Genomic DNA, 13,240 nt, shown 5'->3' with positions numbered 1-13,240 from the left:
TAATAACTTATGGGTAAAAAAGAAAAAATAGAATATCGTAACCGATTAGATAAAGTATTCGCTGAGTTTGACACGCCTCCTGTGCAACTCTTGGATAGGCAAGGAAAACCCCTCAAAGCTGGATTGCAGGTAACGAATACAGATTTTGAGCCGGGGGCAGGGCGTTATATCTATGCCTATTCTAAATCGGCTTATGGAAGCCAGCATACTATCAAGCAGATTTTCTTTGCTAATTATGACGAAGCCACTCGCCTTTCTCCAGAATTTCTTAAAGAACAAGCGAAATTAGGCTTGGAAGGAGCAATGCAATATGATGATGGTCGTTTTGAATATGCGGCTCGTTTTTATGATAGCAGAGGTTACTTGTTAGTTGAAAAAGGAAATATCACCAAAATTGGAGATCAATTTTATTTTAATGAAGGGGAGGGTGAAGCAATCTATTTTGCTGAAAAAGAGCCTTATATGCCTGGCATAGCTCCCAATCTTTATAAAGTTGGGGATAAAATTTTTCAGCAGGAGGGAGAACTTTATTACACCTATCCTAATAAGGATGAGATTTATACTGAAATAAATCGTTATAAAGGATCGATTAGGAAGCAAGAATTGACCATAGAAGGAAAATTAACTGATTTCGAAAGTCTTAAAAACATTAAAATAGTTCAAAAAAATAAAGTGGTGGAAATAAAAAAGATGGAAGGCTATAGAGTTTTTCCAATAAAAAATCAAGCTGTCGAAGAGCTTTATCCTTTTACCAATCTTGATAAAGTAGGTTGGGATAGAAATCAGGAACCTAACCCTATTAATCCCAGCGATTCTGAGCGGGCCTTTCGTTTACAAATGCAATTTCCCGAGTTGGCTGCGACTCATCAAAAAAGGTTTGAGGTCACTCTGACTAGCACTGATCCGGTAACTCATGAACCGTTGGATAAAATTAAAGTTGTTTTGCGTTTGGATAAAAATGCGAAAGAATCTGGGGTTTACGTTTCAGAGCCTTTGGCATTGAGCTCTTATCGAGACAATAAGTTGAATGCCGCCGTGAATGATCAATTGGTAGCATTAGCCGGTAGCCAACTAGTGGTTTCTTACAATTCGATCGACGGCAAAGAGGTGAAGATTCCTATTGGTGGGCCAAAAGCAGAAGCAACTCAGGAAATTAACTTGGTGATTTTTAAGGATGGTAATGAAGAGGCCAGCCTAAAATTGGCTCAAGATCAATTATTCAACGATGTCGCATCTCGATTAGCTCCTATGGGGATTGCAGTTAAAGTTAATGTTCATTTTGTCGAGAAGCCGACAGGGCTTAATAACGCTTCCCCAGAAAAGTTAGCCGCGATTGCTAAGGGTTATGCATCGAGTCCTAATGCCATTACGATGATTATGGGCGGAGGCAATCATGGCACTGTGTATCACTCTGTTGATCCTCAAAAAAATGTGAGGAATAGTTTTTTTGTAGATCAAGCAACAGTAAGTAATGGTTTAAATCAAGGGTATAATGTCCATGACACTGAAGAGATGGTGATGAAGATGATGTTAACTTCTTCTGGTTATTTGGAGCCAGGTAAGGAGTATCGCCATGCTGAGCATAGCCCTAACGCAGACCGAGCGAAATATTATTTAGCTTCGCCGACGTTGGATAAAAATCCGACTTCTTCTGTGGTGGTTGATCCTTTTACTGCCAAAGCGGCTTTGGTTCCTTAAGACTGTTTTTTCAGCGCTAGAGTGAGAGAAGCAAAGGAACTCTTTGTTTTAAGATTTGTTTTTGTTTGAAAAAGTGAATTCTTTGCTTGCACACTTCTTGAATGGGCGACAAAACTTATTGTGACGCATGAAAAAAATAAAAGTGTTCCTTATGTTTGGTTCGCCTGGTTCTGGAAAAGGAACTCAGGGAAAAATTCTTGGCAATATTCCCGGCTTTTTTCATCTCGCTTGCGGCGACGTGTTTCGTTCGATTGATTTGCGTTCTGATATTGGAAAAGTTTATCTGGAGTATTCCAGTCAAGGTTTACTCGTGCCAGACGATATTACCATGCGACTTTGGCAGCAACAGATTCATAACATGATTATTCTTGGTCGCTTCAAACCAGAAATTGACCACCTGGTTTTAGACGGGATTCCTCGCAACGTGAACCAAGCTAAAATTTTGGATGAACACGCCGAAGTGAAACGACTTTTTCATCTCAGTTGTCCGGATCGCAGTAAGTTGGTGGAGCGTTTAAAACGGCGCGCGCTTAAGGAAAATCGGTTGGATGATGCTAATGAAGAAATTATTCGCAAACGATTGATGACTTACGAAAGAGAATCCAAACCGGTTTTGGATCATTACGGTGAAGATAAAGTAGTTTCGATTGACGCCACACAATGGCCTTATCAAGTGCTTCACGATATTCTTGAGCACATTGAAACCGAAGCCATGGTTGCTTAAAGCTTTTTAAGCGCTATGGATCAGTTTGACTCCTTTACCGCCTCTCAACTTTATTGTCCGAAATGCCAAAAACCCATGCCGGTTCGCGAAAAGCTTTTGCTCGTTTTGCCGGATAAAGAAATTTACGATTATTTATGCATCGGATGCGCGACTTCTTTAGGGCAACGAGAAGTTTCTTTGAGTGAACAACCTCTGCGTTCACTCGTGCGAAAATCGCGTTTAAAAAAGAAAAACTCTTAAAATTTTAGTGAGTCTAATTACGACGTCCGCCACCTAATAACGGCAATAAATACCACAAGAAATAAACCAGTGATGTAATAAAGGCTGCGACATAAGTCCAACCTGCGGCATTTAAAACGTTATTTACGCCTTGTGCCTCTTTGCCCTCTTGGATAAAGCTCATTTTTCCTAAAATGACTTTAGCCCGACGTGAGGCGTCGAACTCTACGGGTAAGGTAACCAAGTTAAACAACATAATAATCCCCCAAGCAATCGCCATGATTAATAGCCCTGTGTAAGGAGCTATCAATCCTGTAAACATGCCTAAAATAGGAATCCATAAAACAATTTGATTGGCAAACGTGGTGGCGCCAATCGCTGCCATACGCCATTTTAATGGAGCGTAAGCAATTTTATGTTGAATGGCATGACCGCATTCATGAGCCGCCACTCCCAATGCGGCGACGGAAGTGCCATGATAATTTTCCGAAGAAAGCACCAAACGTTTATGAATAGGATCATAATGATCGGCTAATGTTCCCCGTTTTTCACAAATCTCGACATCATCAATGCCAGCCGCTCGCAAAATCTGATGAGCCACCTCTGCGCCATTGTAACCTGAACTCGCAGGCACTCGAGAGTAACGCAAATAAGTCGCCTTGACTCGCATGACAGCGAGAAAAGAAATTGCCATCGTACCAATAAAAATAATCCAAAACATAATAATCTTTAGAATTGAGACTTAGAGAATACTCAGATGATTCATTTTTTTCAAGATTTAGCGAAATCTTTTGCCTTTTTCAAAAAAATCATCATACTTTTAAATAACCGCGGGGTGGAGTCCCGCCTAGGCGGGAGTAGCTCTTTGGTGCTTTTAAAATAGAAGCCTTGCTTCTCAAAGAAAAATCAGCATAATTAATTTAAATCGCGGGGTGGAGCAGCCTGGTAGCTCGTCAGGCTCATAACCTGAAGGTCCCTGGTTCAAATCCAGGCCCCGCAATTTTTTTAGGCTCATAATCCCGCCTCTGCGGGATCTCTAGTTCAAAATATAAACTCTGCATTATTTTATATGTATCAGGTTTACATTCTGCAAAATCCAAAGAATCGTTATTACATTGGCATTTCAGAAAATATAGAAGTCAGACTTGCCCAACATAACAATAATCAATCACGGTGGACAAAAAATAAAGGTCCATGGCAACTCATTTGGCAAAGTGCAACCATGACTTTATCAGAAGCGAGAAAACTGGAAAATAAACTTAAACGGCAAAAGACAGGCAACGGCTTTTATCAAATGACTGGGTTAAACCGAACTTGTTAGATTCATAATCCCGCCAAGGCGGGGTCCCTGGTTCAAATCCAGGCCCCGCAAATTTTTGTCTTTCGCTTTCATTCTTGAAACGATTAAAAATCAAATCTTTGGCAGATAAGATACGTCAAATCAACAGTTGTGCCGTAATAAAATCTGGCTATACTGCAACCGATGTCAAATTTACCACCACAGTCTAAACCACCGAAGTTTCCAAAACCGCCACGACGCGATCCGAATCGGGGCGATGGCGGGATGAATTGGAGGAGTCTATTGCTCTTTTCGTTGGCGATGCTGCTGATGTTGTTGTTTGTTTATGCGCGTCAGGGCGCGGCTAATCTCTCCAAAGAGCTTTCTTATCAACCGGAATTTTTAACTGCTTTAAAAGAAGATCGCATTAAAAGTGTGGAAATTGTTGTGGATAATTCCACGGGCGAAGAAAAGTTGCGCGGCAAATATGTGGTGGACGGAAAAGAAAGGGATTTTTGGGTGGCGATCAATCTCAATTTTAATCGCGATCTATATCAGACTCTGAACGATTCCAAAGTGCCAGTAAAAATGGTTTATAGCACTAACTGGTTGGCTTCTGGGCTCTTCAGTTTTTTGCCGGTTCTTTTGATTTTGCTTATTTTATATTTCATGTTTCGTCAGCAAATTAAAATGGCGGGTAAAAGCGCATTTAATTTTGGAAAGAGTCGAAGCAAAATGGTGGCGCGAGATAAAAATCGCGTTTTCTTTAAAGATGTAGCGGGTGTGGAAGAGGCGAAAGAGGAAGTTCAAGAGATTGTAGAATTTTTGAAAGATCCTAAAAAATTTCAAAAGTTGGGCGGTAAGATTCCCAAAGGGGTTTTGATGGTAGGGCCTCCAGGAACGGGTAAAACTTTGTTGGCAAAAGCGATTGCGGGCGAAGCGGATGTTCCATTTTTTAGTATTAGCGGCTCTGATTTTGTGGAGATGTTTGTGGGTGTGGGTGCTTCGCGTGTGCGCGATCTTTTTGAGCAGGGGAAACGTAATGCGCCTTGCTTGATTTTTATTGATGAAATTGATGCGGTAGGGCGTTCTCGCGGGCACGGCGTGGGGGGTGGCAATGATGAGCGAGAGCAAACATTGAATGCGTTATTAGTGGAGATGGATGGGTTTGATACTCAGGAGGGGATCATTATTATTGCTGCAACAAATCGCAAAGATGTTTTAGATCCCGCGTTGTTGCGTCCGGGTCGATTCGATCGCGAAGTGCATATTAATTTGCCTGATATCAAAGGGCGCGAAGAAATTCTTAAGGTGCATGCGCAAAAAATTAAACTTTCTGCCGATGTGGATTTGGCGGTAATTGCTCGTGGCACTCCAGGTTATTCGGGCGCGGAATTAGCTAATGTGATTAACGAAGCGGCGCTTTTGGCGGCGAAATATGGCAAAGCCGCGGTGACTCAACCTGAGTTGGAGGAGGCTCGTGACAAGGTGCGTTGGGGTCGGGAGCGACGCAGTATGGCTATGACTTTGGAGGAAAAGAAGACAACGGCTTATCACGAAGCGGGTCATGCCATTCTTAATTTGCTTTTGGAGAACACCGATCCTTTGCATAAAGTGAGCATTATTCCGCGCGGCCCAGCTTTGGGTGTGACGATGATGTTGCCAGAAGCGGATCGTTATAACACACGTCGTAAAGAGCTGGTTGATGATCTTTGTGTGACCATGGGTGGACGCGTGGCGGAGGAAGTTTTTCTAGGCGACATTTCTAGTGGAGCTAGCGGCGATATTCGACAAGCCACGTGGTATGCTCGCAAGATGGTTTGTGAATGGGGCATGAGCGAAAAAATGGGCATGATTCAATATGATGAGCGTGAGGATCTTGTTTTCTTAGGCCGCGATATTGGTCGTAATCGCAGTTACAGCGAAGAAACACAGCGCGAAATTGATCATGAAGTGAAGAAGTTGATTGATGACGCTTATTCACGCGCGAAAAAATTAGTTTCTGAAAATCGCGATAAACTTGAGGCCATTGCTAAGGCGCTGTTGGAATACGAAACACTTGATGGTCAGCATATCAAAGAAATATTGGAGCATGGTCGTCTTATTAATCCTCCTTCCAAACCGACTCCGCCAAAATCGGAATCTTCTTCATCCAGTGCTTCGGGAGAGAAGAAAGGAGAAAAAGACAAAGGAGATTTCCAATTTCCTGAAGGTTTAAATCCTGCGCCGATTGGAGCTTAAACCTTAGAATTTGATTCCGCCTCGGCGGGATGAAATTCATATCATTTCCCTGTCTTGAATGTGCCGTGAATTATGCTAAAAACTTTTTTTATGTTCCCACTTTTTTTGCCACTCGCTGAAGTCAATCGTTTGCAGTATGCGTTTCAAGCTTCCACGTTCGAAGGCAAAATGGTTATTATCCTTTTGTTAATCGGATCCATTTTTAGTTGGTCGGTGATGGTTGCTAAACTTTTGGAAGTGCGAAAGGCGCATCGTAGTAATGCGCAATTTTTGAAGGATTTTCGAAGAGATCCTAATCCTTTGACACTTTTTTCAAAACCTTTTCATTATTTGGGTTCACCACTTTTTCAGATTTTTCGTGCAGGTTGTAGAGAGCTAGCTTTTCAAAAAACGGGCTCGACTGAAGTGGATGACACTTTTATTGATCGGATTCAAAGCACTCATAAAATTTCAACCACTGCCATGAATTCGGTGAAATCGGCTATGGAACGAGCGGTGGGCGAAAGTGCGTTAAAATTGGAAGATAAAATGGTGTTGTTGGCAACCGCAGTGAGTGGTGCGCCTTTTTTAGGTTTGCTGGGAACGGTTTGGGGCGTAATGGACACTTTCACGGGTGTTGCCATGGCAGGAGCCGCAAATTTGGCTGCGATGGCACCCGGAGTTTCAGGGGCGCTCACGACGACTGTGACCGGTTTGTTGGTCGCGATTCCTGCAATGTTTGGTTACAATTATTTGGTGTCAACCATTCGCGCGCTCACGGTTGGAATGGATAATTTTGCTGGAGAATTGGCTGCGGCGTTGGAACATCATTATCTTGAAATTCGGTCATGAAACGGTTTTCGCAAAGGACGGGCTTTTCTTCTCTGGCGGAATTAAATATCACGCCGCTTTTAGATTTGGCTTTTGTTCTTTTAATTATTTTTGTGATTACTACGCCACTGCTCGAACAAGGTATTTCTATTGCGACTCCTTCTAGCAGTCCGACACCTTCCGCTTTAGATCTTCAATCGGTCAAAATGATTTCCATTAATAAACAAGGCGAAATTTTTTTAGAAAAAGAAGCGGTTCCTTTGAGCATGCTGGAAGCGCGATTGCATCAACTTAAGGTTCAAGATGAGAAAGTGGCTATTGGTATTCGAGCTGATAAACATTTGGCTTATGAAAAAATTATTGAAGTATTAGATGCTTTGCAGCGTTCAGGAGTTACTCAGTTTGGTCTTATCACGCGAGTGGAGGATTAAAAATTGATGGCAGAGTTTATGAGCGCTCGGGAGAATATTAATTTTAAATCTGTTTTAGGGTGGGTCACTGTTTTGCATTTCCTTCTGATTTCATTGCTTTTCTTAGGAGGAAAATTTCGTCAGCCTAAAAAAATGCCTCTCCTTCAGCTATTACCACAAGGGGCTTTGGTTAAAGGGAATGCGGGTGTTGCTTCGCCCGTGCCTTTACCTGTAAAAGCGCTAGCTCCGAAGCCAGAAAAACCGTCAATCGCACCTGTGCCTAAACCTGTTTCAAAGCCAATGGTAAAACCTTCAGTGTCTGCTCCTAGCAAACAAAATTCTGCGCTTTCGGTTAATCTCAAAGAAGTCAAACGTCCCGCTTCTTCTCGTGTAGCCTCTTCCAAACCCGTTTCTGCGTCCACACAAGTTTCTCCGGTTGAAAATTCTGCCATGAATGCAAATGACATTAAAAATCGTCTTCAAGGCAGGGTGGGTAAGGCAGGAGTTGCTAGTGCTTCAGCCGATGGTCAATCCGGTGCTTGGAATGGGGTGAAAGAAACTTCTGAGGCCAATGCTTATTTTGTTTTAATTCGCGATGTTTATTACCAATCCTGGAATCAACCCGCTCTGGGGGCCGATAATAAGTTAGCTGCGATTTTAAAAATTCGAGTCGGAAAATCCGGAAATATTTTAAAAACAACTTTGGAGCAAAGCTCAGGCAATGCTATATTTGATCACTCCATTCAAGAGGTTGCTCGCAAGGTAAAATCCGTAGGCGCGCCTTTGCCTGAGGTTTTAGGCGCTCAATTTGCTGATATTTCTATTGTTTTTGAATTTTAAAAAAAAGTCGCTATAGAAAAAAGTTATGCGTTATTTTATTTGTGTTATCTCTCTTTTCTTAATTGTTAGTGTTCAAGCTCAAGTTGTCATTACTGGAAGTGGAAAAGCTCCGGTTTCTATCGAAAATTTTCAAGTTTCTTCCGATGGTAAAAATATTTTGATGAAAGATTTACAACAATCGGGCGTGATTGAGGTGGTTTCTCAAGGTCAAGCGCGTTACCGAGTGGAAGGTGTATTGGAAGATAGCACTTTAAAAAGTCGTTTAATTGAAGCGCGACAAAATCAAGTGATGTTCAATCGCTCTTATATGGGCAATATTCGGGATACGATTCATCAATTTGCCGACGATATCGTTCAAGCTATTACAGGTTCTCCCGGTATCGCTACCACTCAAATTGCGTTTATTTCTAAGGCGACCGGCGCTAAAGAACTTTATGTGATGAGTTTGGACGGCGTTGCCGTTCGTCAAATTACTCGTGATCGAAGCATCAGTGGCTCGCCCGCTTTTTCTCCCGATGCTAGCCAAGTGGCTTATACTTCTTATAAAAGTGGCTACCCTGATGTGTATGTGGTTGATTTGAAAACTGGCCAGCGCAATCGTGTTGCGGGATTTCCTGGGTTAAATTCTGGAGCAGCTTTTTCGCCATCGGGTAGTCGTCTTGCGCTAACTCTTAGCAAAAGTGGAAATCCTGAAATTTATACCATGAGCGCAAGTGGTGGTTCTTTGGTTCGCGTTACCAAAACGCGCGGTGCTGAAGCCTCGCCCAGTTGGTCGCCTAATGGCGATTCGTTGGTTTTTGCTAGTGACGATCGAGGATCCCCTCAAATTTATATCGCTTCGGCTCAGGGTGGTGACATGAAGCGATTAAACACGGGTTTCCTCTACGCGACTGAGCCGGTTTGGTCACCTGACGGAAAAAAAATTGCTTTCAATGCTCGCATTGGGGGTTCTTTTCAAATTTGTCTTTACGATTTGCAGACACAACAGACGCGTCAACTCACTAAAAGTTCCAACAACGAAGATCCCAGTTGGACTCGCAATTCGCGTCACCTTGTTTTTTCTCGCAATGGCCAATTGGTTTTGTTAGACACTTTTTCTCTGGAAACTTATGAAATCAAAACTGGGCTAAGTCAATGCACGGAACCCAGTTGCTCCAAATAAATTCTTAAAATAAAAATAAAATGAAAAAAAATCTACTTCTCCTTCTTCCGATAGTTGCGCTTTTTTTGCCGGCTTGTAAAAGTTCGAAACCCTACGATTCCAGCGCTGGCACGGGAACTTATGATGGTGATTACACCGACATGAGCGAACTACCGCAACGCGGCGATTTTAATCCCGATCAAGATGTGGATTACTCTACTTTTCGCGCTGGCGGAAAAGAAAATGGCACGATTTATTTTGCTACGGATAGCAGCACGATTGCCCCTTCAGAGAGAGGCAAGTTGGATCGCATTGCCACTTGGCTTTTTCAAAATACTAGCAAATCTATTTTAATTGCAGGTCATTGCGATGAACGAGGCACTTTGGAATATAACCGTGCTTTGGGCGAACAACGTGCAACGTCTGTGCGAGCTTATTTGATTGGTCTGGGCGTTGCCGCAAATCGGATTTACACACATTCCTATGGCGAAGAAAAACCGGCTGTTCCCGGCGCCAATGAAGCCGCTTATCAAAAGAATCGTCGTGCAGAAATTGGTGTTGTGATGAAATAAAGAGCGCTTGATTACAAGCGATATCTAATATTCCCCATGCATGATGAGCCCAAGCCTTTTTTGAGTCATCTGGAGGATTTGAGGCGGATGATTATCAAAAGTGGCATTGCCATTATCGTGGGGATGCTTGCCAGTTTTGTTTTTGTTAAAACGATTCTTAAACTTTTTAATCTTCCTTTGATTTGGGCAGGTCTTGATCCTGCTCATTTCCTTAGGGTTTTAGGCGTTGCGGATGCGTTTACGTTGAGTTTGCAAGCGGCTTTTTTTTCGGGCTTTGTTTTTGCGCTTCCTTTTGTGTTATATTTTTTGGGCAATTTTTTATTGCCGGCGCTTACAGCACAAGAAAGAAAAATGCTGTTGCCAGCGTTTATAGTAGGTAGCTTGCTTTTTGCTTTAGGTGTTGCTTTTTGTTATTTTTTGTTGCTACCCCAAACTCTACGGTTTTTTCATAATTACAGCGCTAGCATGGGCTATACCACGGAATGGACAGCCAAAAACTATATCGCATTTTGTGTGCAAATGCTTTTAGGGCTCGGGTTATCGTTCGAATTGCCCATTGTTATTTTAATTTTAGCTAAGCTAGGGTTTGTGGATGCCGCTTTTTTAAAAAAATATCGGCGTCATGCTATTGTTGTGATTGTTATTGCAGCAGCTATGATTACTCCCACTTCTGATCTTTTTACCTTAAGCGCGATGGCTGTGCCAATGTTGATTCTTTATGAGATTTGCATTGTAATTTGTCGTTGGATGGAACGAAAAAACAAATTAAATATCTCTTAAAAAAATCGAAAATAGAAAAAAATCAGACTGATAATTAAAAGAATCGGCAACAAAATGGGAACGCTGTATTTCAGAAAGTAACCAAAAAAGCTGGGCACTTTGACTTCAGCTGTTTCGGCAATAGATTTGACCATGAAATTCGGACCATTGCCAATATAAGTCATAGCGCCAAAAAAAACAGCACCCAACGAAATAGCCACAAGATGATGGTCGTGTTGTGTGATATAAATCATGACATCACTCGGTTTTTCCATGGATAATCCAAAAGTTCCTAAAGAGGCTGCCAAGAAGGTGAGATAAGTGGGTGCATTATCTAAAATGCCGGAGAGCATTCCGGTTAACCAATAGTATTGCATTTCTGAATGCAAAGGAATGTTACCCTGTTGTGCGTGAACGGATAAATAATCCAAAGCTGGCATCATTGTTGCGAAAATTCCAATAAACAACCAACTCACTTCTTTGATGGGCATAAAGGTAAAGTCATTGGCTCGATGCACATAATTTGGCGTTAAATAATAAGAAGCGATTGCAGCTCCTATCATTAAGGCTTCTCTTAAAAAAAGTGGTTGGGAAATAAAGACAGCCACTAAAATGACCGCTAAGAAAAATAAATTATGTAATCCACCTATTTTCCATTCTTCATTGGCCGTTTCCATTTCTCGCACTTCTTTGGGAGCGCGCAAAAAATTATGACGATCGAAACAATAAAAAATCGCTAGAAGGCCAAAAAGACTGATCATCCAAGCCTCCCAACAATGTTCTAACACCCACCAAAAAGGAACTCCTTTTAAATAGCCTAAAAACAAAGGCGGATCGCCAATCGGTGTTAAGCATCCTCCCACATTGCTCACAATAAAAATAAAGAAAACAATATGAAAAGTGGTAATGCGATAACGATTAGTGCGAATCCAGGGTCGAATCAGTAACATGGATGCGCCCGTGGTGCCAATAAAATTTGCTAAGATAGCGCCGATCAACAGATAAATGCAGTTTCGAAAGGGTGTGGCTTCTCCTTTCACAACGATATGAATCCCGCCCGCGACGACAAATAAAGAACCAATCAACGCAATAAAACTGACATATTCATGAGCCGTGTGAAGAACTCGCGTCCAATTATTCAAAGCGAATCCATAATAAATGACGCTGATTAATCCTAAGGCGATTGCTACCTTGGGATAATGATGTTCCCACCAATGCCGATTAATAAAAGGCATTAAAGCGATCATGCCAAGTAGTAAAACAAAGGGGCTTAGCGCTAGGGGATGAACAGTGCTTGCACTTGATGCCAAAATGAACATAACTTTTATAACCAATGTCCTAACTTATTTTGTTTCGTTTTCAAATATTTTTTATTGTGACGATTGGGTTTGGTTTGGATGGGGACTTGTTCTACAATTTCCATACCATAACCTGTCAATCCCACCACTTTTTTAGGATTATTAGTGAGTAAACGAATTTTACGCACGCCCAACTCATACAAAATTTGCGCGCCTAAACCATATTCTCTTAAGTCGGCGGGATAACCTAATTTCACGTTAGCTTCTACTGTATCCAATCCTTTTTCTTGTAAGCGATAGGCATGCATTTTAGCAGCAAAACCGATTCCGCGTCCTTCTTGACGCATATAAACCAAAACTCCGTTGCTAGCCTTTTCGATACAACGCAAAGCATCGTGCAGTTGATGACCACAATCGCATCGCCTGGAGCCAAACACATCGCCTGTTAAACATTCGCTATGCACTCGAACCAAAATAGGTTTGCGACTGTCGATTTTTCCTTTTACCAGTGCGATATGATGTTGGCCGTCTAATACTGAATGAAATAAATGCAAAGTAAAATTGCCGTAATCCGTAGGCATTTTTACAACCTGTTCCAATTCGATTAATTTTTCTTTGCGACGTCGAAACTCAATCAAATCGCTAATCGAACAAATTTTTAAGTGATGCTTGGCGGCAAAGAGACGCAACTGTGGCAAGCGCGCCATGCTGCCATCTTCGTTAAGCACCTCGCAAATCACCCCTGTGGGATCAAGACCCGCTAATCGTGCTAAATCTACAGCTGCTTCCGTGTGGCCACTGCGCTGTAGCACACCCCCTTCCTTTGCCTGTAAAGGAAAGATATGGCCAGGTTGTACCAAATCGCGCGGACTGGATCGTTTACTGGCAAGCAAGCGAATAGTATGGGCACGATCCGAAGCGCTAATGCCCGTTGAAATTCCGTGTGCGGCATCCACAGAAACAGTAAAATCGGTTTTGAATGTTTCACGATTATCTAACACCATACGCTGCAAACCCAACTGTTTTGCGCGAGCCAAGGTGATTGGCGCGCAAATTAAACCACGACCATGCGTGGCCATAAAATTGATAGAATTTACTGTGGCTTTCGCGCCTGCTCCCACTAAATCCCCTTCGTTTTCACGATCTTCATCGTCCACGACAATCACTAATTTGCCAGAGCGAATATCTTTAATGACCGACTCGATCGAATCAAAACTTGCTTTGCTATGGGGCGCTTTTCGTTTCATAA

The 13,240-nt window shown here is 42.2% G+C and carries 15 protein-coding genes and 1 tRNA gene; 12 read left to right on the top strand and 4 right to left on the bottom strand.

The window, feature by feature from the left end; translation table 11 throughout:
* Window positions 1-9 precede the first annotated feature (9 nt).
* The 3 genes from K1X66_08445 to K1X66_08435 all read left to right on the top strand — a co-directional run bounded on the left by K1X66_08445 (window position 10) and on the right by K1X66_08435 (window position 2,662).
* Entirely contained in the window at window positions 10-1,698 is a 1,689-nt protein-coding gene (locus K1X66_08445; protein MBX7158396.1) for a hypothetical protein, read from the top strand.
* A 127-nt stretch (window positions 1,699-1,825) separates the two neighbouring features.
* A complete protein-coding gene (locus K1X66_08440) occupies window positions 1,826-2,422 on the top strand; it encodes a nucleoside monophosphate kinase (GenBank protein ID MBX7158395.1) in 597 nt (198 codons plus the stop codon).
* A 15-nt stretch (window positions 2,423-2,437) separates the two neighbouring features.
* Window positions 2,438-2,662, top strand: a complete 225-nt coding sequence (locus K1X66_08435) for a cytoplasmic protein (GenBank protein ID MBX7158394.1) — start codon at window positions 2,438-2,440, stop codon at window positions 2,660-2,662.
* 13 nt (window positions 2,663-2,675) lie between these two features.
* Here K1X66_08435 and K1X66_08430 read toward each other — a convergent pair whose 3' ends face one another.
* Entirely contained in the window at window positions 2,676-3,362 is a 687-nt protein-coding gene (locus tag K1X66_08430) for a zinc metallopeptidase (protein MBX7158393.1), read from the bottom strand.
* 205 nt (window positions 3,363-3,567) lie between these two features.
* On the opposite strand from K1X66_08430, the gene K1X66_08425 reads away from it, so the two are divergent.
* The 5 genes from K1X66_08425 (at window position 3,568) to K1X66_08405 (ending at window position 7,402) form a co-directional block, all read left to right on the top strand.
* A tRNA-Met gene (locus tag K1X66_08425) sits at window positions 3,568-3,641 on the top strand.
* A gap of 69 nt (window positions 3,642-3,710) precedes the next feature.
* Window positions 3,711-3,962 (top strand): GIY-YIG nuclease family protein, encoded by a 252-nt coding sequence (locus K1X66_08420; GenBank protein MBX7158392.1) that lies wholly within the window; start codon window positions 3,711-3,713, stop codon window positions 3,960-3,962.
* A 243-nt stretch (window positions 3,963-4,205) separates the two neighbouring features.
* Window positions 4,206-6,161 carry an ATP-dependent zinc metalloprotease FtsH gene (ftsH, locus tag K1X66_08415; GenBank protein MBX7158391.1) on the top strand — a complete coding sequence of 652 codons (1,956 nt, stop codon included), beginning with the start codon at window positions 4,206-4,208 and terminating at the stop codon, window positions 6,159-6,161.
* A 72-nt stretch (window positions 6,162-6,233) separates the two neighbouring features.
* Entirely contained in the window at window positions 6,234-6,992 is a 759-nt protein-coding gene (locus K1X66_08410; GenBank protein MBX7158390.1) for a MotA/TolQ/ExbB proton channel family protein, read from the top strand.
* Window positions 6,989-7,402: a biopolymer transporter ExbD gene (locus K1X66_08405; protein ID MBX7158389.1), complete on the top strand. Its 414-nt coding sequence runs from the start codon at window positions 6,989-6,991 to the stop codon at window positions 7,400-7,402. Before K1X66_08410 ends, K1X66_08405 begins: the two co-directional genes overlap by 4 nt.
* Before the next feature lie 143 nt (window positions 7,403-7,545).
* Here K1X66_08405 and K1X66_08400 read toward each other — a convergent pair whose 3' ends face one another.
* A complete protein-coding gene (locus tag K1X66_08400; protein ID MBX7158388.1) occupies window positions 7,546-7,833 on the bottom strand; it encodes a hypothetical protein in 288 nt (95 codons plus the stop codon).
* Here K1X66_08400 and K1X66_08395 point away from each other — a divergent pair.
* Genes K1X66_08395 through tatC form a run of 4 tightly spaced genes read left to right on the top strand, consistent with a single transcriptional unit; the run spans window position 7,832 to window position 10,714 of the window.
* Window positions 7,832-8,221, top strand: a complete 390-nt coding sequence (locus K1X66_08395; GenBank protein MBX7158387.1) for a TonB C-terminal domain-containing protein — start codon at window positions 7,832-7,834, stop codon at window positions 8,219-8,221. The two genes, K1X66_08400 and K1X66_08395, sit on opposite strands and share 2 nt — an antisense overlap.
* A 25-nt stretch (window positions 8,222-8,246) precedes the next feature.
* Window positions 8,247-9,383 carry a DPP IV N-terminal domain-containing protein gene (locus tag K1X66_08390; GenBank protein ID MBX7158386.1) on the top strand — a complete coding sequence of 379 codons (1,137 nt, stop codon included), beginning with the start codon at window positions 8,247-8,249 and terminating at the stop codon, window positions 9,381-9,383.
* A 20-nt stretch (window positions 9,384-9,403) separates the two neighbouring features.
* Window positions 9,404-9,934 (top strand): OmpA family protein, encoded by a 531-nt coding sequence (locus tag K1X66_08385; GenBank protein MBX7158385.1) that lies wholly within the window; start codon window positions 9,404-9,406, stop codon window positions 9,932-9,934.
* Window positions 9,935-9,970: 36 nt separating this feature from the next.
* Entirely contained in the window at window positions 9,971-10,714 is a 744-nt protein-coding gene (gene tatC / locus K1X66_08380; protein ID MBX7158384.1) for a twin-arginine translocase subunit TatC, read from the top strand.
* Here tatC and K1X66_08375 read toward each other — a convergent pair.
* Both K1X66_08375 and K1X66_08370 read right to left on the bottom strand, forming a co-directional pair.
* The gene (locus tag K1X66_08375; protein ID MBX7158383.1) at window positions 10,711-12,012 is read right to left on the bottom strand and encodes a sodium:proton antiporter; all 1,302 of its coding nucleotides are present in this window, start codon (window positions 12,010-12,012) and stop codon (window positions 10,711-10,713) included. The genes tatC and K1X66_08375 overlap by 4 nt on opposite strands.
* Window positions 12,013-12,017: 5 nt before the next feature.
* A complete protein-coding gene (locus K1X66_08370; protein MBX7158382.1) occupies window positions 12,018-13,238 on the bottom strand; it encodes a bifunctional 3,4-dihydroxy-2-butanone-4-phosphate synthase/GTP cyclohydrolase II in 1,221 nt (406 codons plus the stop codon).
* Window positions 13,239-13,240 lie beyond the last annotated feature (2 nt).

Source organism: Verrucomicrobiia bacterium (assembly GCA_019694135.1).
GTDB lineage: Bacteria > Verrucomicrobiota > Verrucomicrobiia > JADLBR01 > JAIBCM01 > JAIBCM01.
This window is presented reverse-complemented; position numbering and strand designations above follow the sequence as displayed.

Bases quoted from the DNA above. Each gene is read 5' to 3' on its own strand.
- K1X66_08370 (MBX7158382.1), bottom strand. From the start codon at position 13,238: ATGAAACGAAAAGCGCCCCATAGCAAAGCAAGTTTTGATTCGATCGAG.
- K1X66_08410 (MBX7158390.1), top strand. From the start codon at position 6,234: ATGCTAAAAACTTTTTTTATGTTCCCACTTTTTTTGCCACTCGCTGAA.
- K1X66_08440 (MBX7158395.1), top strand. From the start codon at position 1,826: ATGAAAAAAATAAAAGTGTTCCTTATGTTTGGTTCGCCTGGTTCTGGA.
- K1X66_08400 (MBX7158388.1), bottom strand. From the start codon at position 7,833: ATGGCAGAATTTTCAACCGGAGAAACTTGTGTGGACGCAGAAACGGGT.
- K1X66_08420 (MBX7158392.1), top strand. From the start codon at position 3,711: ATGTATCAGGTTTACATTCTGCAAAATCCAAAGAATCGTTATTACATT.
- ftsH (MBX7158391.1), top strand. From the start codon at position 4,206: ATGAATTGGAGGAGTCTATTGCTCTTTTCGTTGGCGATGCTGCTGATG.
- K1X66_08390 (MBX7158386.1), top strand. From the start codon at position 8,247: ATGCGTTATTTTATTTGTGTTATCTCTCTTTTCTTAATTGTTAGTGTT.
- tatC (MBX7158384.1), top strand. From the start codon at position 9,971: ATGCATGATGAGCCCAAGCCTTTTTTGAGTCATCTGGAGGATTTGAGG.
- K1X66_08445 (MBX7158396.1), top strand. From the start codon at position 10: ATGGGTAAAAAAGAAAAAATAGAATATCGTAACCGATTAGATAAAGTA.
- K1X66_08385 (MBX7158385.1), top strand. From the start codon at position 9,404: ATGAAAAAAAATCTACTTCTCCTTCTTCCGATAGTTGCGCTTTTTTTG.
- K1X66_08405 (MBX7158389.1), top strand. From the start codon at position 6,989: ATGAAACGGTTTTCGCAAAGGACGGGCTTTTCTTCTCTGGCGGAATTA.
- K1X66_08435 (MBX7158394.1), top strand. From the start codon at position 2,438: ATGGATCAGTTTGACTCCTTTACCGCCTCTCAACTTTATTGTCCGAAA.
- K1X66_08430 (MBX7158393.1), bottom strand. From the start codon at position 3,362: ATGTTTTGGATTATTTTTATTGGTACGATGGCAATTTCTTTTCTCGCT.
- K1X66_08395 (MBX7158387.1), top strand. From the start codon at position 7,832: ATGAATGCAAATGACATTAAAAATCGTCTTCAAGGCAGGGTGGGTAAG.
- K1X66_08375 (MBX7158383.1), bottom strand. From the start codon at position 12,012: ATGTTCATTTTGGCATCAAGTGCAAGCACTGTTCATCCCCTAGCGCTA.